Origin of the sequence: Paracoccus sp. UBA5162, from assembly GCF_002413585.1 — a bacterium.
Taxonomy (GTDB): domain Bacteria; phylum Pseudomonadota; class Alphaproteobacteria; order Rhodobacterales; family Rhodobacteraceae; genus Paracoccus.
Map to the genome: position 1 here is coordinate 26,400 of NZ_DHXG01000019.1, position 24,873 is coordinate 51,272.

Here is a 24,873-nt window from a genome sequence, read left to right on the forward strand (position 1 = left end):
ACCGCCTCCAGCCCCGAAGGCGCGCGCGACTTCCTGGTGCCGTCGCGCCTGCATCCGGGCAAGTTCTACGCGCTGCCGCAGGCGCCGCAGCAATTCAAGCAGCTGATCATGGTGGCGGGCTTTGACCGCTATTTCCAGATCGCGCCCTGCTTTCGCGACGAAGACCCGCGCGCCGACCGCAGTCCGACCGATTTCTACCAACTCGACGTCGAGATGTCCTTTGTCGAACAAGAGGATGTTTTCAAGGCGATTCAGCCGGTTATCCAGGGCTTGTTCGAGGAATTCGGCAAGGGCCGCCCGGTCGAGGCCGACTGGCCGCGCATCCCCTATGCCGAATCGATGCTGAAATACGGCAGCGACAAGCCCGACCTGCGCAACCCGATCGAGATGCAGGTTGTCAGCGACCATTTCCGCGGCTCGGGCTTTGCGATCTTTGCGAAACTGCTGGAACAGGACGGCACCGAAATCCGCGCCATTCCCGCGCCCACCGGCGGCAGCCGCAAATTCGCCGACCGCATGAACGCCTTCGCGCAGAAGGAAGGGCTGCCGGGCATGGGCTATATCTTCTGGCGCCAGGGTGAGGATGGCCAGACCGAGGCCGCAGGCCCCATCGCCAAGAATATCGGTCCTGAACGGACCGAGGCGATCCGCCGGCAGCTGGGCCTGGGCGAGGGTGACGCGGCCTTCTTCCTGGGCGGCAAGCCCGAGGCGTTCGAGGCCGTGGCCGGCCGCGCCCGCAACGAGATCGGGCGGGAACTGGGCCTGACTGTCGAGGACCAGTTCAAATTCGCCTGGATCGTCGATTTTCCGATGTATGAGAAGACCGACGAGGGCAAGATCGACTTCAGCCACAACCCGTTCAGCATGCCGCAGGGGGGGCTGGAGGCATTGAATGGCGATCCGCTGGCGGTGAAGGGCTTTCAATACGACCTGGCCTGCAACGGCTATGAACTGGTCAGCGGTGCGATCCGCAACCACAAGCCCGAGATCATGTTCAAGGCTTTCGAACTGGCGGGTTATCCCGCATCCGAGGTCGAAAAGCGGTTTGGCGGCATGGTCAAGGCGTTCCGCTTTGGCGCGCCGCCGCATGGCGGCTGCGCGGCCGGGATCGACCGGATCGTGATGCTGCTGGCGGATGAGCAGAATATCCGCGAGGTCATCATGTTCCCGATGAACCAGCGCGCGGAAGACCTGATGATGGGTGCGCCCTCCGAACCCGCGAACGACCAGCTTCGCGACCTGCGTCTGCGGGTCTTGCCAAAAGAGTGATCTGACACCCCGCGCCTGCTGTGCCACGATCCGCGCCAGGGGCAGTCCTGCCTGCGGCGGGCCGTGCTTTTGCAGGGGATGTGAATGATCGCCTATCCCGAACTTGCCGCGATCCGGCTGGGCTATGGTCTGTCGCCGCTGATGGCGGCGCCGGTGGATCCGGCGCAGGTTCTGGCCTCGGTCGCCGGGGCGGGACCGGACGCCGACGCGATCAGCGTGGCGTCGATTTCCGCGATGCAGCGCGATCTGGTGCGCTTGCGTCGGCGTGCCAAGGCCGGTGACCGCAAGGCCCGCGCACAAGCCGACGACATCGGCGCGCTCTCGGACCGGATGATCGCGCTGGCGCAGCGCCGCGAAATGGCGCGCGCACTGGACGCCCCGGCGGGGTTCGGCGAACGGCTGGTCCGGTTCTGGTCGGATCACTTCACCGTTCGCGGCGGCAACAGTGAACGGCGGCTTCTGGGCGTTTCCCTGGTGGATGAGGCGATCCGCCCCCATCTGGGCGGAAGCTTTGCCGATATGATGTTCGCCGCCGAGACGCATCCCGCGATGCTGCTGTATCTCAGCCAGCAGGGTTCTGTCGGGCCGAATTCCCGTTTCGCCCGAAAGCGGGGCGGCGGTCTGAACGAAAACCTCGCCCGCGAGATGATCGAACTGCACAGCCTCGGCGTCGGTGCGGACTACACGCAGGCCGATGTCCGGCAACTGGCCGAGTTGCTGACCGGGCTGCGCTATCATCGTGACCGCGGCATTTTCGATGCCACCCGCGCCGAGCCGGGGCCCGAAACCGTCCTGGGGCGCCGCTACGGCGACAAAGGCCCCGCCTCGCTGGACGATATTCGCGCGGTGATCACGGATCTGGCCGCGCGTCCCGAGACCGCGCGACACCTGGCGCGTAAGCTCGTCGTGCATTTCGTCTCGGACGATCCGCCGCAGGGGCTGGTGGACCGGCTGGCGGCGACCTATTCCGAAAGCGGCGGCGATCTGGCGGTGGTCAACGCGGCGCTGGCCCAGGCACCGGAACTGGCCGCGCGATTTCGCGAAAAGGCGCGTCAACCCTATGATTTCGTGATCGCGGCCCTGCGAAGCCTGGGGTTCACTGGCCGGCAATTGCTGGACATGAAGCCCGGCGTCTTCCAGCGTGGCATCATCAGGCCGATGGCCCTGATGGGGCAGAACTGGGGCGCGCCGCGCGGCCCGGACGGCTGGCCAGAGGCGGCCCATTCCTGGATCACGCCGCAGGGGCTGGCCGCCCGGATCCACTGGAGCGCGCAGGTTCTGCCCCGTCTGCACCGTGTCAGGCCCGAGCCGCGGGAATTTCTGGCAGCGGCCTTCGGCGATACCGCGTCCGAGCCGCTGAAATGGGCGGTGCCGCGCGCCGAATCGGTGCGCGATGCCATCGTGATCGCGCTGTCTTCGGCCGATTTCAACAGGAGATAGGGTCATGCCAAGCCGGCGATTGTTCCTGAAATCCGCGGCCGTGATCGGCTGTTCGGCAGCGGCGCATCCCTGGATGTCAAGCATGACCTTTGCCTCGACCCCTGGCGAGAACCGCCTTGTCGTCATCATCCTGCGCGGGGCGATGGACGGGCTGGACGCGTTCCAGCCCTATGGCGATGCGAATCTGCGCGGCCTGCGCAGCTCCATTTCCATCGGTCCGGAACAGGGCGCGCATGATCTGGACGGCTATTTCGCGCTGCATCCATCGTTGGGAACATTGCTGCCCCTGTGGAAGGCCGGCGAACTGGCATTCGCGCCGGCGGTCTCGACACCCTATCGCGACAAGCGCAGCCATTTCGACGGCCAGGATATTCTGGAGGCGGGCACCGGCACCGATCTGGCGCCCGGCGATCAGAGGGATGGCTGGCTGAACCGGCTGCTGCAGAACATGCCGGGCGCGCAATCGCGGACCGCCTATTCCATCGGCACCGAAGAGATGCGGATCCTGTCGGGCAGCGCCCCGGCCAAAAGCTGGGCGCCGCAGGTCAGGCTGCGGATCAGCCCGCAGGCCGAGTTGCTGTTGCGGCGCATCTACGAGGATGACCCGCTTTTTCACGCCGCCGCCGAGGAAGCGATCGAGATCGCGGCAGAGGATCTGACGCCGGCGCAGGGGACCGGCCGCCCGCAGCGCGATGCAAGCGGGATTGCCTCTTTCGCCGCCGCGCGGCTGAACGAGGAAACCCGGATCGCGACGTTTTCCCTGCCCGGCTGGGACAGCCATGCGAGCCAGGCCAGAACGCTTGGCCGCGCCTTCGAAAGACTGGCAGCGGTAATCCTGACGCTGAAGACCGATCTGGGCCGGAACTGGGCGCGCACGACGGTGCTGGCCATGACCGAATTCGGTCGCACCGCGCGGGAAAACGGCTCTGGCGGGACGGATCACGGCACCGGCGGCACCATGCTGATGGCCGGGGGCGCGATTCGCGGCGGGCGCATGATCGGCGCCTGGCCCGGGCTGGCCGAGGGCGATCTCTATGCCGGCCGCGACCTGATGCCGATGCGGGACATCCGCGCTTATGCCGCCTGGGCGATGCGCGATCTTTTCGCGATTCCGCGCGACACACTGGAGCGGGTGGTCTTTCCCGATCTCGACATGGCGGAAAATCCGCGCATTCTGGCCTGAGCGATCAGGACAGGGGCAGAACCGATGACGACAGCCAGACGGAATGCCGCGACCGGCAGTCCCCGGGGGCCGGAGGTCGGGGATTTCACGCCGCCGGCGGCGCCGGCCGCGCGAATGATCGATGCGGGCTGGGTTCGGCTGGAGCCCCTGTCATCCGGTCACGCGGATGCGCTGTTTGACGCCTATCGCGGCCATGACGGGCTGTGGGACTACATTCCGGACGGGCCGCATCCCAGCCGCGAGGCGCTGTGGGACTGGATCGCGGCGGTGGCGGACAAGCCCGACCCGGTTTTCCTTGCATTGGTGACGCCGGAAGACGGGCAGGCCAGGGGACAGGCCGCTTTCATGCGCATCGACCGTTTTTCGGGCGTGATCGAGATCGGCTTCATTGTCCTGTCGCCGGTGCTTCAAGGCTCGCGCGCGGGCAGCGCCGCGCTGATGGCGATGATCCGCTGGGCATTCGAGGCCGGCTATCGCCGTGTCGAATGGAAATGCGATGCGTTGAACGCGCCCTCGCGACGCGCTGCGCATCGTCTGGGCTTTGCCTTCGAGGGGGTCTTTCGCCAGCACATGATCGTGAAGGGCCGCAATCGCGACACGGCCTGGTTCGCGATCATCGATCGCGACTGGCCGGCGCTGCGCGACGCTTATGACATCTGGTTGTCGCCCGGCAATTTCGACGCCAAGGGTCGCCAGCGGCAAAGCTTGTCGCGGCTGACCGGCGCCGCCTTGCCCGGCCGACCCGCATCTACCCGGGACGCTACATTTCGGCCACGTTCGCCAGCCGATCCTGAACCATGCCGCTGATCCGGGCCAGGTCGGTGGCCAGCGCGCGCCCCGCCTGATGATCGCGAGCCAACGCCGCCGCCGCGTTTTCCAGATCGGAATCGTGGGCTGAACGGGCCACGCCCGCCAGGAAGCGGGCGATATAGTCGATCTCGGCCGTCTCTCGTGCGTTCGACAGGATCTCGGCGACATGGGCCAGATCGTCGCGCAGCCCGGAGGCATCGGGATGGATCACGTCGTCGGGCAGGACGCGGGGCCCGAAACCCTGTGTCTGAGCCGGAAGCGCCGAAAGGATCGCCTGCTGAAATACGGCCAGGCTTTCGACGGGTTTGGGCAGAAAGCCGTCGGCCCCCGCATTCATCGCCGCATCGCGCGCATCCGGATCGCCCGACATGCCCAGGACCACCGGCACACGCGGTTCGGTTGCCGCGATCTGGCGGATCAGCCCCGAGCCATCGCCGTCGGGCAGACCCAGATCGACGATCACCACCGCCGGCCGGTAGGTCTGAAGATGGCGCGCCGCTGAACGCAGGCAATCGGCGCGCCTGATCCGTGCGCCCGAGCGCAGGCATAGCAGACGCACCGCCTCGCTTGCATATCGCGAATCCTCGACCACGAGCACCGTAAGGCCGGTCAGTGGACGCCCTGGCAGCGACGTTTGCCACAATGGCAGGGCCCCCGCTTCGGTTCCGACTTCTGTCAGCATGGCTGTTTCCCCACTCATGTCGTCTGATGGGTTCAGATAAACCGCGATTCGCTAAGAAGCCGTTAACGCGGCCCGGTTTTCCTTTCGCTCGCGCGCTGAAACCCCTAGAACATGCCGCAAACGGAGGTTCCAGATGATCGGACGTCTCAATCATGTGGCCATCGCGGTGCCCGATCTGGCTGCGGCGGCGGCGCAATACGAAGACAGGCTGGGCGCGAAGGTCGGCGCGCCGCAGGACGAGCCCGATCACGGCGTCACCGTCATTTTCGTGGAGGTGCCCAACACCAAGATCGAACTGCTCTGCCCGCTGGGCGAGGACAGCCCGATCAGGGGATTTCTGGACAAGAACCCGTCGGGCGGGATCCATCACATGTGTTTCGAGGTCGAGGATATCCTGGCCGCCCGCGACCGCCTGAAGGCCGAGGGTGCCCGTGTGCTGGGCAGTGGCGAGCCCCGGATCGGTGCCCACGGCAAGCCGGTGCTGTTCCTGCACCCGAAGGATTTCAACGGCTGCCTGATCGAACTGGAGCAGATCTGATGAACCTGACCGCGGGGATCATCCTCTATTTCATCTATTGGTTCCTGACGCTGTTCGTGGTCATGCCGATCGGTCAGAAATCCCAGCAGGACGTGGGCCAGATCGTTCCGGGCACGCCGGCGGGCGCGCCGGTCGGCACGCCGTGGAAGCGCAAGCTGATTGTGGTAACGGCGATCACCACGATCCTTTGGGCGATCACCGCCAGCCTGATCCTGGGCGGGGGCTTTACCCGCGCCGATGTCCAGAATTTCGACCGGTTCCTGCGCTGAGCAGGTGAAACAGGTGGGTGAAGGCCGCAGCCGCCAGCAGCGGCACGCCGATATTGACCACCGGGATCGTCAAGGCCACTGCGACCAGCGCCCCGGCCAGGGTTACGCGCAGCCCGTGCCGGCGTCGCATGTCGCTGGCCAGCGGGGCGTCCAGATGCCGGCGCGCGGCCATCTGGAAGAATTCGCGCCCCAGCAGCCAGCCATTCGCGCCATAAAACAGCAGCGGCGCAAGCGGCCCCAGAAAGGGTGTCAGCATCAGCGACAGGATCGCCACGCCCAGAACCGCCGCCATCACCGCCAGCGATTCCAGCATGCCGTCCAGAAAATCCAGCGCGCGGCCCCGGCTTGCGGGATAGTGGATGTCCTCGACCGCGTCGGCCACCCGATCGGCGAACAGCCCGGAAAAGCCCGCCGCCACCGGCGCCATCAGGAAGAAGCCCATCAGCGGAAACAGTGCCAGCGAACCCCATGACAGCGCATCTCCGACATCGACCGATCCAAGCCAGGGCAAGGCGAAAGATCCGGGCGTGACCAGCCGGATCAGCCAGAAGGTGCCCGCCTGAAGCGCCACGAATAGCAGGATTGTCAGCCCGATCCCCATCGCCACCAGGGACAGGATTCGCGGCCGCAGCAGATCGCCCCAGGCCAGGATCAGCGACCGCAGGACGATCATTCCAGCCAGCTTGTCTTGGCCTCGATATCCGGGCGCGGCCGCTCGGGCGGAGTGTCGCCGCGGGTGCCGATATGGATCAGGCCGGCGATCCGCTCGTCCTCGTTCAGGCCCAGATGGGTGCGCGCGAAGCCTTGGTCCAGTGCCGCGAAACCCGTCAGCCACGCAGCGCCCCAGCCCGAGGCCAGGGCCGCGTTGAGCAGGCCCAGACAGACCGCGCCCGCAGACAGGATCTGTTCCCATTCGGGCACCTTGCCGCTGCTGACAGGCGCTGAAATCACCGCCACGATCACGGGCGATGCGAAGGCCGAGGCGGCCTTCTCGGCGGTCGCGGCATCCTGTCCCTCGGTCAGGATCGCTTGGCGCAGGATCGGGGTCAGCCTTTCCAGCGCCGCTCGTTCAAGGACCAGGAACCGCCAGGGTTCCAGCTTGCCGTGATCGGGGGCGCGGGCGGCCAGTTCCAGAAGGCGCAGGATCTCGGCCCGGCCGGGCGCGGGTGTCTTCAGCAGCTTGGGCGGGTGCGAGCGGCGGCTGGCCAGAAAATCCAGCGCGGCATCGTTGCGGTAATCCATCGGCATCTCCTTCAGCGAATCCCGGAACGGATCCCGGCGCCGTTGTCACAAAGGCGCGGGCGCGGTGCAAGCCGGCGACGGCAGATCCCGCATACGCCTCGACTTCACGACCGGTGCCGCGGCCTGCCGGGCAGGGGACGGGATCACGCCTTGTTTTCGGGTTCGATCCGGTAATTGCCTTCGGGCAGATTCAGCGCCAGCCGCAATTCCGTCAGCTGCTGCATCGACAGGGTGACGCGCAGGACATCATTTCCGTCCGGACTCATCTGTTCCAGCACGACGCGGTCGTCGAAGGTCAGGATCACGACATCCTCGTTCAGCGGGCGCGCTCCGGCTTCGGCCTCGTCGATGAGGGTGATGACGGTCGCGTCGAAATCGTGCTCGATGGTGAACATCGGGGCCTCCTTTGGTCGGACAGACATTCGCGTGATCGGGGCGGCGGGGCAAGGCGTCGGGGTTTGCAGCGGACAAGGCAGCAAGCTAAACTGCCTGAAAAGGCGCGGCCAATCGCGTCCTTATCTTCGGGGCAGGGGGCATGGATGGCAATGGCGATCACGAGGATTTCCTGGAAAGCCCTTGTCCTGGGCGGCGGGCTGCTGCTGGGGGTGGCGGCCTGCGCGCCGATCCAGAATGCCGCCCCCACGACCGTGGCCGCCCCGGCCTCGCCCTATCAGGGCACCCCGCGCGCCCCGGTTCTGGTCAGCGACGGCTCGCCCCAGTCGGCCGCGCGCACCTTCGTCGGCGTCATGCGCCGCATGGAACCCGCGGTCGAACGAGAATGTCGCCAGCGGCGCACCCAGCCGATCAACTGTGATTTCCAGTTCGTCGTCGATGACCGTCCGGGGCTTGAACCGAACGCCTTCCAGACCACCGACGACCAGGGCCGGCCGATCATCGGCTTCACCTTGTCGCTGATCGCGGCGACGCGCAATAGCGACGAGATCGCCTTCGTCGTCGGGCACGAGGTCAGCCACCACATCCTGAACCATCTCGACCGCAAGTCGGGGGCCGCGGCGGCAGGGGCGGTGATCCTGGGCAGCATCGCGTCTGTCTATGGCAACAACCAGCAGGCGATCGAGACGGCGCAGCGGATCGGCGCCTCGGTCGGATCGCGCTATTATTCGAAAAACTGGGAACTGCAGGCCGATTACCTGGGCGCGATCATCTCGCTGGCGGCCGGCTATGACCCGGTCAACGGCGCCCGGTTCTTCGAGCGTATTCCCGACCCGGGCGATCACGTCCTGGGCACCCATCCCGCCCGCGCCGCGCGTCTGGCCCAGGTTCGGCGCGCGGTGGACGACGTGTCCAGCGGCCGGGTGCGATAACGCGGATGGCAACGGGACAACAGGTCGGCCAACTGCGCTGGCGTCTTCAGGAATTGTCGCAACGGGTCTGGGTTCGCGTCACCGCCTTCGCGGTTCTTGGCGTGATGACCGCGGTCGCGGGCTTCGCGGTGAAGGGGCTGATCCCGGGCGACCTGCCGGCCAAGATCGGTGCCGATGCGATCGAATCGATCCTGCAAATCCTTGCGTCCTCGATGCTGGCGGTCACGACCTTCTCGCTGTCGATCCTGACAGCGGCCTATGCCGCGGCGGGCAGGACCGCGACACCGCGGGCGGTGCCTCTGCTGGTTTCGGATTCGGTCAGCCAGACGGTTCTGGCGACCTTCATCGGCGCCTTCGTCTTCAGTCTTGTCAGCATCATCCTGCTGAAGACGGAGATATACGGAGAGTCCGGACGACTGATTCTGTTCGCTGTGACGCTGCTTGTCGTCCTGATCGTGATCGCCTCGCTGCTGCGCTGGATCGACCGGCTGGGCCGGCTGGGCCGGGTCGGGGACACGCTGGTCCGCGTCTCTCACACGGCAGAGGAGGCTTTCTGCAAACGCCTGGAGGCCCCGTGGCTGGGCGCCAACCCGCTGCGAGGCGCCGTGCCGGAAAGGGCCGTGCCGATCTTCGTGGACCGCGTCGGTCATGTGCAGCATTGCGACATTCCGGCGCTGAGCAGGATCGCCGAGGAAAACGAACTGCTGATCTATCTGGAGGCGACGCCGGGCGATTTCATTCACCCCGCCGCGGCAGCCCTGCATGTCGAGGGTCTTCCCGCCGATCCCGACAAGGCCGGGTCTTTGCGTGACAAGCTGTGCGGCTGTCTGACGATTCGGGACAGACGGGATTTTCGCCAGGACCCGCGCTTCGGTTTGCAGGTCCTGTCCGAAATCGCCCAACGCGCTTTGTCACCCGCGGTGAACGATCCCGGAACCGCCAATCTGGCAGCAGAACAGATTTTCAAGGTTCTCAGCAACTGGCGCGACGAGACCGCGCCGGTCGTCGAATTCCGCCGCCTTTTCATTCCGTCACTGACCGCATCGAATCTGCTTGAGGATGCGTTCCTGCCCATCGCCCGCGACGGGGCAGACAACTGGCAGGTGCAGCGCAAGCTGCAGAACCTCTTGCTGGGTTTGTCGCGCCTGGCACCCGGTATTTTTGCGAAAGTAGCCAGCGATTTGTCTGCGCAGATGCTGGCGATGCAGGGTGATCGTGTGGCAAATGCGCCGCAAGCCGGGGAACTGACTGAAATTTCCCAAGATATTGCCGTTATAGCTCAAAGTTCTAGCGGAAAATCGTGACGATCCCGCACGCAAAAGTGAAAAAACTGCCATACAAGGCAATAAAACGCTGGCTTATCGGCGGATTTCTGCTTTATTGCATTAACCGTGTACATAACTTCGTGTGCGGGTCACAGCTTCCACGTGTGTCATCGCGGAAAAACGAAAGAGAGCTTGCCCATGATCGGGGTCGTCGTCTGGAGTAATGCAGAGCGGGAGAAGGCAGTGATCTGGTGCGAGGATCACGCCTCTCTGGCTTATCTTCAGGGACGGCAGAACCTGATCGCCGCAGGTCAGTGGCCTTCGCCCGGCGACCTTCTGGAACTTGAAACCGAGATCGTGGGAAATTTGCGTCACGCCCGCAATGTCTCGCTCGTGTCCGAACAGGGTTGCAGGCAATTGCCCCAGATGTTGCGGCATTCCTCGAAGGCGGCCCCGCCGCGTCTGAAACTCGTGGCCAGCAACCAGCAGGCGCCGAGCCGCGCGGATTCCGAAGACATCGCTCCGATCCGGATCGGGGCCTCTCGCTGAATTTCAGGCGCCGCGCGACAACGCCGCCACGCCTGTCCGGGCCAGATCGACCAGGCCCAGCGGACGCATCAGGTCGGCGAAAGCATCCAGCTTGGCGGGCGTTCCGACCAGTTCGAAGACAAAGCTTTCCAGCGTCGAATCGACCACATTGGCGCGGAAGATATCCCCAATTCGCAGCGCCTCGACGCGCTTGTCGCCCTGACCCTTCACCTTGAACAGGCCCAGTTCACGCTCGACCGAGGCGCCCTCGACCGTCAGGTCGTGAACCTCGTGAACCGGCACGATCCGGCCCAGCTGCGCCTTGATCTGTTCGATGACTTGCGGCGTTCCGCTTGTGACCAGCGTGATCTTTGATTGGTGGCCATTGTGATCGACTTCGGCCACCGTCAGGCTGTCGATGTTGTAGCCGCGCCCCGAGAACAGCCCGATCACGCGGGCCAGGACGCCGGGCTCGTTCTCGACCAGCACCGACAGGGTGTGGCTTTCCTCGACCTGGGAATTCGGATCGCGCAGGTCATAGGCCGAATGGCTGGACATGCCCTGCTGGATATTCAACGCGTTCATCGCTCTGCCTCTTGTCTTCCGTGCAGAAATTCGCCAGCGGCGCAGATCCGCGACGCCATGTCAGACCAGCACCGCACCCTGCGACTGGATCGCATCCTGGGTATCGGCATCGCCCAGCAGCATTTCGTTATGCGGCTTGCCCGAGGGGATCATCGGGAAACAATTCTCGTGTTTCTCGACCAGGACATCCAGAATGAACGGGCCGTCATACTCGATCATCTGCCCGATCGCGTCGTCCAGATCCGCAGGGTCGCGGACCTGCGCGCCCTTGCAACCAAAGGCTTCGGCCAGTTTCACGAAATCGGGCAGGCTGTCGGACCATGACTGGCTGTATCGTTCGCCATGCAGCAATTGCTGCCACTGGCGCACCATGCCCAGGCGTTCATTGTTCAGGATGAACTGCTTGACCGGCAGTCGGAACTGCACTGCGGTGCCCATTTCCTGCATGTTCATCAACCAGCTGGCATCGCCCGCGACATTGATCACCAGCGCCTCGGGATGGGCCATCTGGACGCCGATGCTGGCGGGCAGGCCGTAACCCATCGTGCCCAGCCCGCCCGAAGTCATCCAGCGGTTCGGTTCGTCGAAATGCAGATATTGCGCGGCCCACATCTGGTGCTGTCCGACCTCGGTCGTGACATAGCGATCGTGGTCCCTGGTCAGCGCCTCAAGTCGCTGCATCGCGTGCTGCGGCTTGATGATCTTGTCGCTGTTGCGGAAGAACAGGCAGTTCTTCGATTTCCAGCCCTCGATCTTTTCCCACCATTTGCCAAGCGCCGCTCTGTCGGTCCTGCGGCCGCGCGACTTCCAGATCTTCAGCACATCCTCAAGAACGTGACCGACATCGCCGATGATGGGCAGATCGACATGGACCACCTTGTTGATCGAGGAGGGGTCGATGTCGATATGCGCCTTGACCGAGCCGGGGCTGAAATCGGCCACGCGGCCGGTGATCCGGTCGTCAAAGCGCGCGCCCAGATTGATCATCAGGTCGCAATCATGCATCGCCAGATTGGCCTCGTAGAGACCGTGCATCCCCAGCATCCCGATCCAGTTCTGGCCCGAGGCCGGATAGGCGCCCAGCCCCATCAGCGTCGATGTCACCGGAAAACCCGTCGCATCCGCCAATTCGCGCAGAAGCTGGCTTGCACCGGGCCCCGAATTGATCACGCCGCCGCCGGTATAGAGGATCGGACGCTCGGCCTGTTCGATCATCTCGACCAGACGGGTGATCGCGGCGATGTCGCCCTTCATCCGGGGCTGGTATTTCGACGGCTCCAGCTGCTTGGGGCCGACATAATCGTCGGTGGCGAACTGAACATCCTTTGGAATGTCCACCAGCACCGGACCCGGACGGCCGGACGTGGCGACATGGAATGCCTTGTGGATCGTCTCGGCCAGTTTCGCGGTATCCTTCACAAGCCAGTTATGCTTGGTGCAGGGTCGGGTGATGCCGACCGTATCGGCCTCCTGGAACCCGTCCGTCCCGATCAGGAAGGTCGGAACCTGTCCCGACAGCACGACCAGCGGAATCGAATCCAGCAAGGCATCGGTCAGCCCGGTCACGGCATTGGTCGCGCCGGGGCCGGATGTCACCAGAACGACACCCGGCTTGCCGGTCGAGCGGGCGTAGCCTTCGGCCATGTGGACCGCGCCCTGTTCGTGCCGGACAAGAACATGGGTGATGTCGTTCTGCTGGAAAATTTCGTCATAGATGGGTAGCACCGCTCCGCCCGGATAGCCGAATACGGTATCAACGCCCTGATCGCGCAGCGCCTCGACAACCATTCTCGCACCCGTCATCGTTCGGGACATCGTTTCCACTCCATCAGATATGTCATCGCGGGCCACAGCATCCAGCCCGCGCGTCGGCGCAAACTATGGTCGCTTCCGGAAAGGGTCAATGGGATCCGGCGGAGAAAATGACGCAATGCAGCCGGGAATTGTAATTTTCTTTCGTCGCTGACCGGCTCAGCGGTCGAATTGCGGCAGCGCGATGCGCGCGACCTGTTCGACGATCGGATCGACCGACAGCGGATGCGCTTCGTTCGAATGGTCCGCAGGATCGCCGATATCCTGCCAGACGCCGCCCTTGTAGATTTCCAGCGCGGAGAACCGGGCCTTGTAGTCCATCTTGCGGCTGCCCGGCACCCAATAGCCCAGATAGACATAGGGCAGCTTCGCGGCGCGCGCGATCTCGATATGGTCGAGGATCAGATAGGTGCCCAGGCTGGCGCTGCTCAGGTCCGGATCGTAGAAGCTGTAGACCAGGCTCAGACCGTCATCCAGAACGTCGGTCAGGCAGACAGCGGCCAGATGGTCGTCGCCCGCGGCCAGCCTGACAGGCTCGCGCCCGTCGCAGCGATATTCGATCACCCGCGTCTTGACCGGCGTTTCCTCGATCATGGCGGCGAATTCGAAGATATCCATGTCGGCCATGCCGCCATCGGCGTGGCGGTGGTCCAGGTAGCTGCGGAACAGATCGAATTGCTCTTCGGTCGCCCAGGCGCTGGTCGCCAGCCGCCGCACCCCCTCGTTGCGGCGCGCCAGCCTCCTCTGGGTGCGCGAGGGCTCGAAATCCGCGACCCGGATCCGGGCCGACATGCAGGCGACGCAGCTTTCGCAACTGGGACGGTAAAGGACGTTCTGAGACCGGCGAAAGCCTTGTCGAGACAGCGCGTTGTTCAACTCGGCCGCGTTTTCGCCGTGCAAGGCGGTGAACAGCTTGCGCTCGGCCCGGCCATGCAGGTAGGGGCACGGCTGCGGGGCCGTGACATAGAATTGTGGCGCATGGGGGACGGTATGACGCATCAGTTGCGCCCCCAGCGACGGGATGACGGGTCAAGGCTTGCCATGCGCGAGAAACGTCCGGGGATCGCCTGATTGTTGCACTGGAGCGAAGCCTAGCAACGTTTCGATGACAGGCCAAGCATCGAAAGGGTTAACAGCTTCGCGCCGCACCATATTGCCCCCGCGGGTCCGGCGGCCCTAATCTGTGGCGATGAAATTCTCTGCACGCATCAGCCGCCAGCCCATCCCCGTCGATGACGACCGTGCGCGTCACATCCGCGAAATCTTCGATCCCGGGGGCGCGCTGTCCGACCTTGTGGCCGGAGCGGCCGGCAGCAGTCCGCATCTGGCCGATCTGATCGAGAAAGAGGCCGGATGGCTGGCCGGCGCGCTGGACGATGATGATGTGGTCGCACGCGAGACGGCGGGTTTCGAGGATCTGGACTCTGCCGCGCTGTCGGTTGCGCTGCGTCGGGCCAAGCGCCGGGTGGCATTGTTTGTCGCGCTGGCCGATCTGGGCGGGGTCTGGTCGCTGGAACAGGTGACGGGGGCGTTGTCCGATCTGGCCGATCGCGCCGTCGATCTGGCGCTGCGCGTCCATGTCGCGCAAGAGGCCGGGCGCGGCAAACTGCCCGAAAACAATGCCGATTGCGGCGGTGTTTTCGCGCTGGCCATGGGCAAGGGCGGCGCGCGCGAGCTGAACTACAGCTCGGACATCGACCTGATCGTGCTGTTCGACGAAACCGCCTATGCCGAGGCCGATCAGGCCGATGCCCGCGCCGCCCTGATCCGCGTCACCCGCAAGATGGCGGCAACGCTGTCTGACGTGACCGAACATGGTTATGTCTTCCGGACCGATCTTCGCCTGCGTCCCGACGCTTCGGTGACGCCGGTCTGCATCTCGACCGCCGCCGCGCTGGCCTATTACGAGGCCGAGGGCCGGACCTGGGAACGCGCCGCCTTCATCAAGGCTCGCGCGGCGGCGGGCGATGTCGCCGCGGGCCTGCGCTTCCTGCGCGATCTGCGGCCCTTTGTCTGGCGCAAGCACCTGGATTTCGCGGCCATTCAGGACGCGCACGACATGCGCCTGCGGATCCGTGATCACAAGAACCTGGGCGGCAGGCTGGATGTGCCCGGCCACAACATGAAGTTGGGGCGGGGCGGCATTCGCGAGATCGAATTCTTCACCCAGACCCGGCAGTTGATCGCCGGGGGCCGCGACCCCGATCTGCGTTGCCGCGACACGGTGGGCGGCCTGGCGGCCCTGGCGGCGAAGGGCTGGACGCCGGATGATGTGGCCGCCGAGCTGGCCGACCACTACCGCAAGCATCGCGAGATCGAACATCGCATCCAGATGGTCCACGATGCTCAAACCCATTCGCTGCCCAGGGATGGCGAAGGATTGGCCCGCATCGCTGCCCTGATGGGCGAGGCCGATCCGGCGGCATGGGCGGCGCGGCTGAAGGCCCGGCTGGCGCGGGTTCACGAATTGACCGAGGCCTTCTTCGCGCCCGGAGAGGCCCCCGACCGGCCTGAAATCTCGGCCGGGTCGCGCGCCGTCATCGATCGCTGGCAGGGCTATCCTGCGCTGCGCTCGGCTCGCGCCCAGCACATCTTCCGCCGGGTCGAACCGCAATTGCTGACACGCATGGCCAGAACCGGCCATCCGGAAGAGGCGCTGGCGCGGTTCGACAGCTTTCTGTCGGGATTGCCGGCGGGTGTGCAGCTTTTCTCGCTGTTCGAGGCCAATCCGCAACTGATCGATCTGATCGTCGATATCTGTGGCACCGCGCCCGGCCTGTCTGCCTATCTGGCCCGGCATTCCGGGGTGCTGGACGCGGTTCTGGCGGGCAGCTTCTTCGCGCCCTGGCCGGGGGCACAGGGCTTGCGGGACCAGCTTGGCGCGACCGTTCAAGCGGCGCTGACGGGGCCGGATGGCGGCTACGAGCGGGCGCTGGACGCAGCCCGGCGCTGGGCGCATGAATGGCATTTCCGCATCGGCGTGCATCATCTGCGCGGGCTGATCGACGCGGATGAGGCGGGCCGTCAATACGCGGATCTGGCCGAAGCCTGCATCGCCGCCCTGTTTCCCGTCACCGCCGAGGATTTCGCCCGCCGTCACGGCCCGCCGCCCGGCCGCGGCGCGGTCGTGCTGGGGATGGGGTCGCTGGGCGCGCGAATGCTGAACGCGGGCTCGGATCTGGATCTGATCGTGATCTATGACGCTGATGGGGCCGAGGCTTCGGAGGGGCCCCGTCCGCTCGCCGCGCGACCCTATTATGCGCGACTGACCCAGGCGATGATCACGGCCATTTCGGCACCCACGGCCGAGGGGCGGCTATACGAGGTCGATATGCGGCTGCGCCCCTCGGGGCGGCAGGGGCCGGTCGCGACGTCGATCCAGAGCTTCGAGAACTACCAGATGGACGAGGCCTGGACATGGGAACATCTTGCCCTGACGCGCGCGCGGATCCTGGCCCGGGCTGGCCGCGATGCCGCCGGTCTCGACGACCGTGTCGAAACGCTGAGAATCCGCATCCTGCGTGCACGCGGGACCGATCGTCGGGTCATGCCCGATCTGGCAGCGATGCGAACGCGAATCTTTGCTTCCAAAGCCCCCGACGGTGTCTGGGAGGCAAAGATCGGGCCCGGCCGGTTGCAGGATATCGATCTTCTGGCGCAATCCTGTGCCCTGCGCGCCGGCGATCCGGGGCGGGGCACGATGGCGCAACTGCGCGCGGGCAGGCGGGCTGGATTGCTGTCGGATGCGGATGCCGATGGTCTGACCTCGGTCTGGCGCTTCCTGTGGCGGTTGAACGCCTCGGCGCGGCTGCTGACCGATCGGCCGCTGGACATGGACGAGATCGGGCTTGGCGCGCAGGAATTTCTGCTGCGCGAGACGGCTCAGCCGGATCTGCCGGCGCTGAAGGCGCGACTGGCCGAAGTGACCGGCCAGGCGGCGACGCTGATCCAGGCGCAATTGCCCGATCCGCCGGTAGACGGTGCGGAAAGGACCGCATAGCCCCGTGCGCGCGCTTGCACAGTTTGGCAGGTCTCAGCCCGCGGCCTGCCGCAAATCGGGCGCGCATGTCGGCGAATCACTGTCGGCCGCCGGATCGGGATGCGGGACCAGGGCGGCAACGGGCGCGCGATCGGGGTCGTTCGCGACATCCGCAAGGCTCTGTCCGCCGATCTGACCCAGGACCGGCAGCGAGACGGTGCCCCTGGCGGGCGATGCCGGTGCGGACTCGGCGGTTTCGGTCGCGTCGAAGATGCCGTGCGCGGTCTTGTCCCAGTAGAAGGGCTTGACCACAACCTCGTAGATCGCCTTCCAGCCGGCCAGACATCCCAGCGGAAAATAGAGATGCAGCGTCGGCACCCAGGCCATGAGGTGCCGATGCTTGGCGCCCCGCACGGCCCAGAGACCGATCGCGATGCCGATTGCTTCGGAGGCAATGAACAGGCCGAACAGGGCAATCGCGGCCTGTCCGCCCCAGACCGTTTCCAGCGGTCCGCGCAACGGATGCGGCAGGCCAAGGCTCAGCAACCAGAAGCTCCACAGGACCGGGGCCAGCAGATATTGCGACAGGGAACCGAAGAACTGGATTTGGAAGGCCAGGAAACGTCGGCCGCCCAGATCGCGCCACAGCGCGCGCGGATCGCGCATGTGGACACCCCAGGTCATCGCATAGCCCTTGAGCCAGCGCGAACGCTGCTTGATCCAGGGAAGCGCGCGGCAATTCGCCTCTTCGTCGGTGGTCGTGTCCAGAATTTCCGTCCGCCACCCGCGCCGTGTCAGGCGCACGCCCAGATCGGCGTCCTCGGTGACGTTCCAGGCGTCCCAGGCGCCCACGGCCTCCAGCGCGTCGCGACGGAAGAACAATGTCGTGCCGCCCAGCGGAACCACGAGTCCCAACCGCGCGAGGCCCGGCAGAAGAACGCGGAACCAGGTCGCATATTCGACGGTAAAGCATCGCGCCAGCCAGTTGCTGCGCGGATTGTAGTAATCCAGTGCGCCTTGCAGGCAGGCGACATCCGGCGCGGCATGGTGAAAGCCGCGCGCGACCTTGTGCAGTTGATCGGAATCAGGGCGGTCCTCGGCGTCCCAGATACCCACGATCTGGCCGCGGCAGAAGTTCAACGCATAGTTCAGCGCCCGCGGCTTGGTCTGGATCGGCCCGTCCGGCACCTCGACCACCCGGATCCAGAAGGGCAGGGCCGCACCTTTCAGGGCGTTCCTCGTGACATCGTCGCTGGCCTCGATGACCAGCAGTATGTCGGTCAACTCGCGCGGATAATCCAGCCGCGCCAGCCGCGCAACCAGCTTGCCCGTTACATCGCTTTCCCGAAACAGCGGCACCATGACCGAAATCACCGGCAATGGCCCGGTCATCTGCGGCGCGGCCTCCTTGCCCAGGGCGATCGCGTGCATCCGCTCCAGTTCCTCGCCCCGCAGCTTCCAGGCCGAGAAGAAGCACATCAGCTTGAGCCCCGTCTGGCTGATCAGCGTCAGCGCCGCCCACAGGGTCAGGATCGCGATCACCGCGACCGGCAGCAGGAACAGTCCCAGTGTCACCGCGGCCATCACACCCAGGGCAAGCCGGCCGGCGAAAGCCTCGTCTCGCGTGCGGCAGCTCTCATGGGCCGGAACCCGCAACTCGGCCCGCCGGATCATCGAGATCCGGCGCGTGGCGAGGATCGCGGCCTGGGCCTGATCCTCGGTACACAGCAACATCCGGATGCGACCGAATTCGGGCGGCAATTGCGGCAGCACCTCATCGAAAAGGTCGGGCCGGGCGGTGGCTACCCAGGTCACGCCGCCGACCCGGCGCCAGGGCAGGATACCGTGGGCCAGACAGAATTCGGGCCCTGCGGCGTCGATCAGTCGCGGATCGGCCGGCATCGTCCGGGGATCGACGGCAGTGGTGCGCCATTGCCGCGACAGCGCGCGGATCAGCGCCTCCGGCGTGACCCAGCGATGCGCCAGAAGGATCGCGCCCAGACGCACATTCTGGCGCTGGCGCATGACCACCGCCTTCAGCAGATCGGCCGGATCGACCGACCCATCCTCAAGCAATATCTGGCCCAGGGGATTCCGATTGCGATCGGCCAGCGTCAGCCGTGATTCCGGCAAGTTCGGGGCCGGAACGGGAAACGGGTCGGTCTGGATCAGCGGCTCGGCCATGGACGATTCCTTTCGGGAACGCCCAGACGTGCCATGAAAGCCGTTAAAAAGAGGTTAAGTGGCGCGGCGCGCCCGCATGGATTGCGTGAAGCGGTCGAACAGATACAGGCTGTCCTGCGGACCCGGCGCCGCCTCGGGGTGATACTGCACCGAGAACACCGGACGGCCATCGAGGCGGATGCCGCAATTGCTGCCGTCGAACAGGCTGACATGGGTCTCGATCACGCCCTGCGGCAACGTCTGGCTGTCCACCGCGAAGCCGTGGTTCATCGAGGTGATCTCGACCCTGCCGGTCTCGACATCGCGCACGGGGTGGTTCGCGCCGTGATGACCGTGACTCATCTTGACGGTCCTGGCACCAAGTGCCAGCGCCAGCATCTGATGGCCCAGGCAGATACCGAAGATCGGCAGGCCGCGTTCCAGCAGCGACTGGATCATCGGCACCGCATAGCTGCCGGTCGCCGCCGGATCGCCGGGACCGTTGGACAGGAAAACACCCTCGGGGTCATGGGCCATGACCTCATCGGCGGTCGCGGTGGCGGGCAGCACGGTGACATCCGCGCCATGGGCCACCAGCGACCGCAGAATGTTGCGCTTGGCGCCGTAATCCAGCGCGACGACCTTGAAGGGCGTGTCTTCGGCCGCGGTGCCGAAGCCCTTGCCCCATTCCCAACCGCCTTCCGTCCAGCGATAGGTTTGCGCACAACTGACCCCCTTGGCCAGATCGAGCCCGACCAGCCCCGGCCAGTCGCGCGCCTTGGCGATCATGGCCTCGATGTCGAAACGTCCCCGGGGATCATGGCACAGCACGACATGAGGCGCGCCCTGACGGCGGATCGCGCGGGTCAGGCGGCGGGTATCCACGCCGCCGATACCGATCCGGCCGCGCCGCGCCATCCAGTCCGGCAGGTCCCCGGCCGCACGCCAGTTCGAAGGCTCGGTCGGATCCCAGCGAACCACGATGCCGCTGGCGACCGGATCAGGGGCCTCGTCATCCTCGGGCGTGATGCCGGTATTGCCGATATGGGGGAAGGTGAAGGTGATGATCTGGCTGGCATAGGAGGGATCGGTCATGATTTCCTGATAGCCGGTCATCGCGGTATTGAAGACCAGTTCGGCCAGCACCTCGCCGGTTGCGCCGAAGCCCTGACCGTAGAAGATCGTCCCGTCGGCAAGCACGAGGCAGGCGGTCGGTTCTGCAGCCATGGCGGGCACCCTCTGTCTTGAATCAGCCGGTCAATAGGCGCGGCCGGAGCGGAGGTCAAGTCGAAGGGCAGGGAACGGGCGCTTGATTCGCCGCGCCGCAGCGCCTACATGGCGGGGTCCATTCTGCCGCCCGGCGCGTCAGTCACGCGCGCCGCCCGGCGCATCCGTCAAGGAGAAGGCCATGGATCTGCGAGCCAGACTGCAAGCCGCCACGAAAGAGGCGATGAAAGCCAAGGAGGCGCATCGCCTGTCCACCCTGAGGCTGATCGCGGCCGCCGTGAAGGATCGCGAGATCGCAGCGCGCGGGCAGGATGGCGAGGGCGGCGATCTGCGCGAGGCGGACCTGATCGCGATCCTCTCGCGGATGGTCAAGCAACGTCAGGAATCGGCCAAGGCCTATGAAGAGGGCGGGCGGCTTGAACTGGCCGGAAAGGAGCAGCAGGAAATCGAGATCATCCGCGAATTCCTGCCGCGCCAGATGGACGAGGCCGAGACCAGCGCCGCGATCGGCGCGGCGATTTCGGACCTGGGCGCATCCAGCATCCGCGACATGGGGCGCGTGATGACCGAATTGCGCGCGCGACATGCAGGACAGATGGATTTCGGCGCGGCAGGGCCGAAGGTGAAGGAACGGCTGCTGCACTGACGCCGCGAAACCGCATGCGCCCGGCCGCGTTATCCGTCAGGAGGTGTAGCCATGCCCGCAAAATCCAAGGCCCAGCAACGCGCCGCCGGGGCGGCCCTGTCCGCCAAGCGCGGCGAAACCAAGGTCGGCGACCTGCAGGGCGCGTCCCGCGACATGTATGACAGCATGAGCGAAGACGAGCTTGAAGATTTCGCCTCGACCGACCTGGACGGATTGCCCGATCGCGTCGAGGGCGACTGACATCGCGAAACGCAATGGGGCGCGCGCGCGCCATGCGGCGCCTGCCGCGCCACTCACCCCTGGAAGGTACTTGAAAAGAGTGCGAGATTCGGCGCTAGCGCATGGCGGTCAGCCGGCGCTGCAGGTCGGCGCAGAGGTCGCGACGTTCGCCGGGGGTCAGAAAGGCGCCCAGTTCGATTTCGCGCCGGCCATCGGTCAGGATCAGGTAATCCTCGACCGGCCCGTCACGCAGAAGAACGCGCACCCAATGGGGATTGGTGTGCCATTCGCGCGGATTGCGGCCCGGGTCGACGCGCCGCAGATCCAGCGCATCGCGCGATAGCGTCATTTCCTCGACCGTCTCGCCGCTGCGATAGCTGCGCTGCAACGCGGTCCAGATCCCCCAGATGGCGAGGCCCAGAAAGGGCAGAAGCCCCCACAGAACGACCGTTCCCAGAACGGGCAGGATCGGTAGCAGCAACAGCACGGCGGTCGTGCCGATGAACCAGACGAAGCCGCGCCGGGGCAGCGACCGATAAGGCCATACCCTCAGCCGATAAGAGACGGCCCCGGACTCGTCCGGGGCCGCGTCATGCCATTCATAAGGCATCCTGCCTCAGTGCGCCTTGGCGTGATCCCAATCCTCGCGCTTGGGAAGCTGCTCGAACGTGTGTTCGGGCGGCGGCGAGGGCAGGGTCCATTCCAGCGTATCGGCATATTTGTTCCAGTAATTCGGCACGTTCACCGGTTTTCCGGCGCGCAATGTGTAGAACACGATGCCGATGAAGAACAGGAACGAGGCGAAGCTGATATAGGCGCCGATCGAGCTGATATTGTTCCAGAACGCGAATTCGACAGGATAGTCGATATAGCGGCGCGGCATCCCCTGACGTCCCAGGAAGTGCTGCGGGAAGAAGGTCAGGTTCGAGCCGATGAACATGGTCCAGAAGTGAACCTTGCCCGCCCATTCCGGATATTGCCGGCCGCTCATCTTGCCGATCCAGAAATAGACGCCCGCGAAGATCGCATAGACCGCGCCCAGCGACATCACGTAGTGGAAATGGGCGACGACATAATAGGTGTCGTGATAGACCCGGTCCAGCGGCGCCTGGCTCAGGACGACGCCGGTCACGCCGCCGACGGTGAACAGGAACAGGAACCCGAAGGCCCAGAGCATCGGGGTCTTGAATTCGACCGAGCCGCCCCACATCGTCGCGATCCACGAGAACACCTTGATCCCCGTGGGCACGGCAATCGTCATCGTGGCCAGCATGAAATAGCTTTGCTGGGTCAGCGACAGGCCGACGGTGTACATGTGGTGCGCCCAGACGACGAAGCCCAGGATCCCGATCGACACCAGGGCCAGAACCATCGGCAGATAGCCGAAGATCGGCTTTTTCGAGAAGGTGGAGATGACGTGGCTGATAATGCCGAAGCCCGGCAGGATGATGATATAGACCTCGGGGTGACCGAAGAACCACAGGATGTGCTGATACAGGATCGGATCGCCGCCACCGGCCGGGTTGAAGAAGTTGGTGCCGAAATTGCGGTCCATCAGCAGCATCGTGATGGCGCCGGCCAGAACCGGCAGGGCCAGAAGGATCAGCCAGGCGGTCACGAAGACCGACCAGGCGAACAGCGGCACCTTGAACAGCGTCATGCCCGGCGCGCGCATGTTCAGGAAGGTGGTGATGATGTTGATCGCGCCGAGGATCGACGAAGCGCCCGAAACGTGGATGGCGAAGATCGCCAGATCCATCGAATAGCCGCCTTCGTTCGTGGATAGCGGCGGATACAGCACCCAGCCCACGCCCGAACCCATCTGATCCGAACCGCCCGGCGCCAGCAGCGAGGCGAGACCCAGGCAGGTGCCGACCACATACATCCAGTAGGACAGGTTGTTCAGGCGCGGAAAGCTCATGTCCGGGGCGCCGATGTGCAAGGGCATGAAGTAGTTGCCAAAGCCGCCGAACAGGGCCGGAATCACCACGAAGAACATCATCAGGACGCCGTGATAGGTGATCATCACGTTCCAGAGATGGCCGTTCGGCGTGCATTCCCGCGAGGCGTCGGCGATGAAGCGCGCGCCTTCCAGGCACATGTACTGAACACCCGGAAACTGCAATTCCATCCGCATGTAGACGGTGAAGCTGACCGAGATCAGCCCCACCAGACCGGCGGTGAAGATATACAGGATCCCGATGTCCTTGTGGTTGGTGGACATGAACCAGCGGGTGAAGAAGCCGCGCTGGTCTTGATGGTCGTCGTGGCCGTGTGCGGCTGCGTCTGCCATACCCGAACTCCCTGAGATGTCGTCAGCCGGTCGGGCGGACCGGCAATATCACGTCTTCTTTAGACCAGCCGCAGCGGCCGGGCAATGTCGCAAAGGCCCGAAAATGCGCGCCCCCGCGATGTTTGCACGTTCGCGGGGGCGTCCTTGGGTCAGTCTGCGTCCAATTGACGCATCGGCCGTCAGCCTATTGGGCCGCCGGTGCGACGCTGGCCAGATAGGCTGCGACATCGGCCTGATTCTTGTTCAACTTGAAGGTCATCTTGGTTCTGGCGCTCTGATCGCCGGTCTTTTCCTGGACGAATTTGTTCGGGTCGGTCATGTAGGCGGCCAGATCCGCCTCGGTCCAGACCTCACCGCTGTCTTTCAGTTCCAGCAGGGCGTCGGAATACTTGTATCCTTCGACGCTGCCGGCCGCCCGTCCGACCACGCCGTAAAGGTTCGGTCCGACCTTGCCGCCCTTCACGATATCCTCGCCGGCGGGCGACTGGATCATGTGGCAGGCCTTGCACTTGCGGAATTCCTTTTCGCCATTCGCGACGTCCTGCGCGAAGGCCGGAAAGGCGATCGCGGCCCCAAGCACCGCGCCGATCAGTGTTGTCTTCATAGGATCCTCACTCCAACCAATCATCTGGATGTCCCTGTGCCCGTTATAGCGCCGGCGCGACTCAAATCCACCCCGGTCGAAGGTCGCAGGCCAAATCGTGAAGACACGCCGCCTGCCGCCGCAGGTCAGGTGAATGCCCGTGAAAAGCTGTCCCGCAGCGCCTGATCCAGGTCGGACATCGTCACCGGAAGGCCCAGATCGACAAGGCTGGTCACGCCGTGACCGCTGATGCCGCAGGGCACGATGCCGTCATAGTGCCGCAGGTCCGGTTCGACATTGATCGATATGCCGTGAAAGCTGACCCATCGACGCAGCTTGACGCCGATGGCCGCGATCTTGTCCTCGCGCGGGCTGCCATCAGGCAGGGGCGGCTTTTCGGGGCGCGTGACCCAGACGCCGACACGGCCTTCGCGAACCTCGCCCCGGACGCCGAACCGGTCCAGCGCGGCGATGACCCAAGCCTCCAGTCCGGCCACGAAGCGGCGGATGTCGCGGTCGCGGCGATTCAGATCCAGCATGACATAGACGACGCGCTGGCCCGGCCCGTGATAGGTATATTGGCCTCCGCGCCCCGAGGGGTGGACCGGAAAACGGGCCTCGATCAGATCGGCGCTCTTCGCGCTGGTTCCGGCGGTATAAAGCGGCGGATGCTCGACCAGCCAGATCAGTTCATCCGCCCGGCCCGTGCCGATGTCGGCGACGCGCGCCTCCATGAACGCGACCGCCGGGTCATAGCCGGTCAGACCGTCGCTGATGATCCATTCAACCATAGGCGGCGATCTGATGCGCGGCGG

At 65.1% G+C, this 24,873-nt stretch carries 25 protein-coding genes; 12 read left to right on the forward strand and 13 right to left on the reverse strand.

The genetic code is table 11. The features are described 5' to 3' along the window. From aspS to B4A72_RS02620, 4 genes are all read left to right on the forward strand, one after another. The coding region (gene aspS, locus B4A72_RS02605; protein WP_292978053.1) for an aspartate--tRNA ligase at positions 1-1,269 on the forward strand (1,269 nt) is incomplete at its 5' end. An 84-nt stretch (positions 1,270-1,353) separates the two neighbouring features. Continuing rightward, on the forward strand, positions 1,354-2,709 hold the full coding sequence (locus B4A72_RS02610; RefSeq protein WP_292953770.1) for a DUF1800 domain-containing protein: 1,356 nt from the start codon (positions 1,354-1,356) through the stop codon (positions 2,707-2,709). 4 nt (positions 2,710-2,713) lie between these two features. Continuing rightward, positions 2,714-3,892, forward strand: a complete 1,179-nt coding sequence (locus tag B4A72_RS02615; RefSeq protein ID WP_292953772.1) for a DUF1501 domain-containing protein — start codon at positions 2,714-2,716, stop codon at positions 3,890-3,892. A 24-nt stretch (positions 3,893-3,916) separates the two neighbouring features. Beyond that, on the forward strand, positions 3,917-4,699 hold the full coding sequence (locus B4A72_RS02620; protein ID WP_292978054.1) for a GNAT family N-acetyltransferase: 783 nt from the start codon (positions 3,917-3,919) through the stop codon (positions 4,697-4,699). Here B4A72_RS02620 and B4A72_RS02625 read toward each other — a convergent pair. Further along, positions 4,653-5,384: a response regulator gene (locus B4A72_RS02625; protein WP_292953777.1), complete on the reverse strand. Its 732-nt coding sequence runs from the start codon at positions 5,382-5,384 to the stop codon at positions 4,653-4,655. The genes B4A72_RS02620 and B4A72_RS02625 overlap by 47 nt on opposite strands. 133 nt (positions 5,385-5,517) lie before the next feature. On the opposite strand from B4A72_RS02625, the gene mce reads away from it, so the two are divergent. Both mce and B4A72_RS02635 read left to right on the forward strand, forming a co-directional pair. After that, positions 5,518-5,922: a methylmalonyl-CoA epimerase gene (mce, locus tag B4A72_RS02630; RefSeq protein WP_292953780.1), complete on the forward strand. Its 405-nt coding sequence runs from the start codon at positions 5,518-5,520 to the stop codon at positions 5,920-5,922. Then, positions 5,922-6,191: a DUF1467 family protein gene (locus B4A72_RS02635; RefSeq protein WP_292953783.1), complete on the forward strand. Its 270-nt coding sequence runs from the start codon at positions 5,922-5,924 to the stop codon at positions 6,189-6,191. Before mce ends, B4A72_RS02635 begins: the two co-directional genes overlap by 1 nt. Here the strand turns inward: B4A72_RS02635 and B4A72_RS02640 are convergent. From B4A72_RS02640 to B4A72_RS02650, 3 genes are all read right to left on the reverse strand, one after another. After that, entirely contained in the window at positions 6,148-6,864 is a 717-nt protein-coding gene (locus tag B4A72_RS02640) for an EI24 domain-containing protein (RefSeq protein WP_292953786.1), read from the reverse strand. The genes B4A72_RS02635 and B4A72_RS02640 overlap by 44 nt on opposite strands. Beyond that, positions 6,861-7,433 carry a nitroreductase family protein gene (locus B4A72_RS02645; protein WP_292953789.1) on the reverse strand — a complete coding sequence of 191 codons (573 nt, stop codon included), beginning with the start codon at positions 7,431-7,433 and terminating at the stop codon, positions 6,861-6,863. The genes B4A72_RS02640 and B4A72_RS02645 overlap by 4 nt, the downstream gene beginning before the upstream one ends. A gap of 143 nt (positions 7,434-7,576) precedes the next feature. Then, positions 7,577-7,828 carry a hypothetical protein gene (locus tag B4A72_RS02650; protein WP_292953792.1) on the reverse strand — a complete coding sequence of 84 codons (252 nt, stop codon included), beginning with the start codon at positions 7,826-7,828 and terminating at the stop codon, positions 7,577-7,579. A 144-nt stretch (positions 7,829-7,972) separates the two neighbouring features. Between B4A72_RS02650 and B4A72_RS02655 the strand changes: the two genes are divergently transcribed. The 3 genes from B4A72_RS02655 (at position 7,973) to B4A72_RS02665 (ending at position 10,572) form a co-directional block, all read left to right on the forward strand. After that, positions 7,973-8,758, forward strand: coding sequence for a M48 family metalloprotease (locus B4A72_RS02655; RefSeq protein WP_292953795.1), 786 nt, complete (start codon positions 7,973-7,975; stop codon positions 8,756-8,758). Positions 8,759-8,763: 5 nt separating this feature from the next. Further along, positions 8,764-10,062: a DUF2254 domain-containing protein gene (locus B4A72_RS02660; RefSeq protein WP_292953798.1), complete on the forward strand. Its 1,299-nt coding sequence runs from the start codon at positions 8,764-8,766 to the stop codon at positions 10,060-10,062. A gap of 159 nt (positions 10,063-10,221) precedes the next feature. Further along, complete coding sequence (locus tag B4A72_RS02665; RefSeq protein ID WP_292953801.1) at positions 10,222-10,572, forward strand: hypothetical protein; 351 nt, start codon at positions 10,222-10,224, stop codon at positions 10,570-10,572. 3 nt (positions 10,573-10,575) lie between these two features. On the opposite strand, the gene ilvN is transcribed toward B4A72_RS02665, so the two are convergent. The 3 genes from ilvN to B4A72_RS02680 form a co-directional block, all read right to left on the reverse strand. Next, positions 10,576-11,136, reverse strand: a complete 561-nt coding sequence (ilvN, locus tag B4A72_RS02670; RefSeq protein ID WP_292953803.1) for an acetolactate synthase small subunit — start codon at positions 11,134-11,136, stop codon at positions 10,576-10,578. Positions 11,137-11,196: 60 nt separating this feature from the next. Further along, positions 11,197-12,951: an acetolactate synthase 3 large subunit gene (locus tag B4A72_RS02675; protein ID WP_292953806.1), complete on the reverse strand. Its 1,755-nt coding sequence runs from the start codon at positions 12,949-12,951 to the stop codon at positions 11,197-11,199. 156 nt (positions 12,952-13,107) lie between these two features. After that, positions 13,108-13,947 carry an arginyltransferase gene (locus B4A72_RS02680; protein ID WP_292953809.1) on the reverse strand — a complete coding sequence of 280 codons (840 nt, stop codon included), beginning with the start codon at positions 13,945-13,947 and terminating at the stop codon, positions 13,108-13,110. A 190-nt stretch (positions 13,948-14,137) separates the two neighbouring features. Between B4A72_RS02680 and B4A72_RS02685 the strand changes: the two genes are divergently transcribed. After that, positions 14,138-16,948, forward strand: coding sequence for a glutamine-synthetase adenylyltransferase (locus B4A72_RS02685; protein WP_292978055.1), 2,811 nt, complete (start codon positions 14,138-14,140; stop codon positions 16,946-16,948). Between the two features lie 33 nt (positions 16,949-16,981). On the opposite strand, the gene B4A72_RS02690 is transcribed toward B4A72_RS02685, so the two are convergent. Next, entirely contained in the window at positions 16,982-19,111 is a 2,130-nt protein-coding gene (locus tag B4A72_RS02690; RefSeq protein ID WP_292953815.1) for a glycosyltransferase, read from the reverse strand. Between the two features lie 54 nt (positions 19,112-19,165). Continuing rightward, the gene (gene carA, locus B4A72_RS02695; RefSeq protein WP_292978056.1) at positions 19,166-20,317 is read right to left on the reverse strand and encodes a glutamine-hydrolyzing carbamoyl-phosphate synthase small subunit; all 1,152 of its coding nucleotides are present in this window, start codon (positions 20,315-20,317) and stop codon (positions 19,166-19,168) included. A gap of 181 nt (positions 20,318-20,498) precedes the next feature. Here carA and B4A72_RS02700 point away from each other — a divergent pair, with 181 nt between their 5' ends. Together B4A72_RS02700 and B4A72_RS02705 are read left to right on the forward strand one after the other, a co-directional pair. After that, positions 20,499-20,963, forward strand: a complete 465-nt coding sequence (locus tag B4A72_RS02700; RefSeq protein ID WP_292953821.1) for a GatB/YqeY domain-containing protein — start codon at positions 20,499-20,501, stop codon at positions 20,961-20,963. A gap of 51 nt (positions 20,964-21,014) precedes the next feature. After that, entirely contained in the window at positions 21,015-21,203 is a 189-nt protein-coding gene (locus tag B4A72_RS02705) for a DUF3008 family protein (protein WP_292953824.1), read from the forward strand. Between the two features lie 94 nt (positions 21,204-21,297). Here B4A72_RS02705 and B4A72_RS02710 read toward each other — a convergent pair whose 3' ends face one another. From B4A72_RS02710 to lipB, 4 genes are all read right to left on the reverse strand, one after another. After that, positions 21,298-21,792 (reverse strand): DUF2244 domain-containing protein, encoded by a 495-nt coding sequence (locus B4A72_RS02710; RefSeq protein ID WP_292953827.1) that lies wholly within the window; start codon positions 21,790-21,792, stop codon positions 21,298-21,300. Between the two features lie 6 nt (positions 21,793-21,798). Then, a complete protein-coding gene (locus tag B4A72_RS02715; RefSeq protein WP_292953830.1) occupies positions 21,799-23,475 on the reverse strand; it encodes a cytochrome c oxidase subunit I in 1,677 nt (558 codons plus the stop codon). 184 nt (positions 23,476-23,659) lie between these two features. Beyond that, positions 23,660-24,079 (reverse strand): c-type cytochrome, encoded by a 420-nt coding sequence (locus B4A72_RS02720; protein WP_292953833.1) that lies wholly within the window; start codon positions 24,077-24,079, stop codon positions 23,660-23,662. 125 nt (positions 24,080-24,204) lie between these two features. Then, on the reverse strand, positions 24,205-24,849 hold the full coding sequence (gene lipB / locus B4A72_RS02725; protein ID WP_292953836.1) for a lipoyl(octanoyl) transferase LipB: 645 nt from the start codon (positions 24,847-24,849) through the stop codon (positions 24,205-24,207). Positions 24,850-24,873 lie beyond the last annotated feature (24 nt).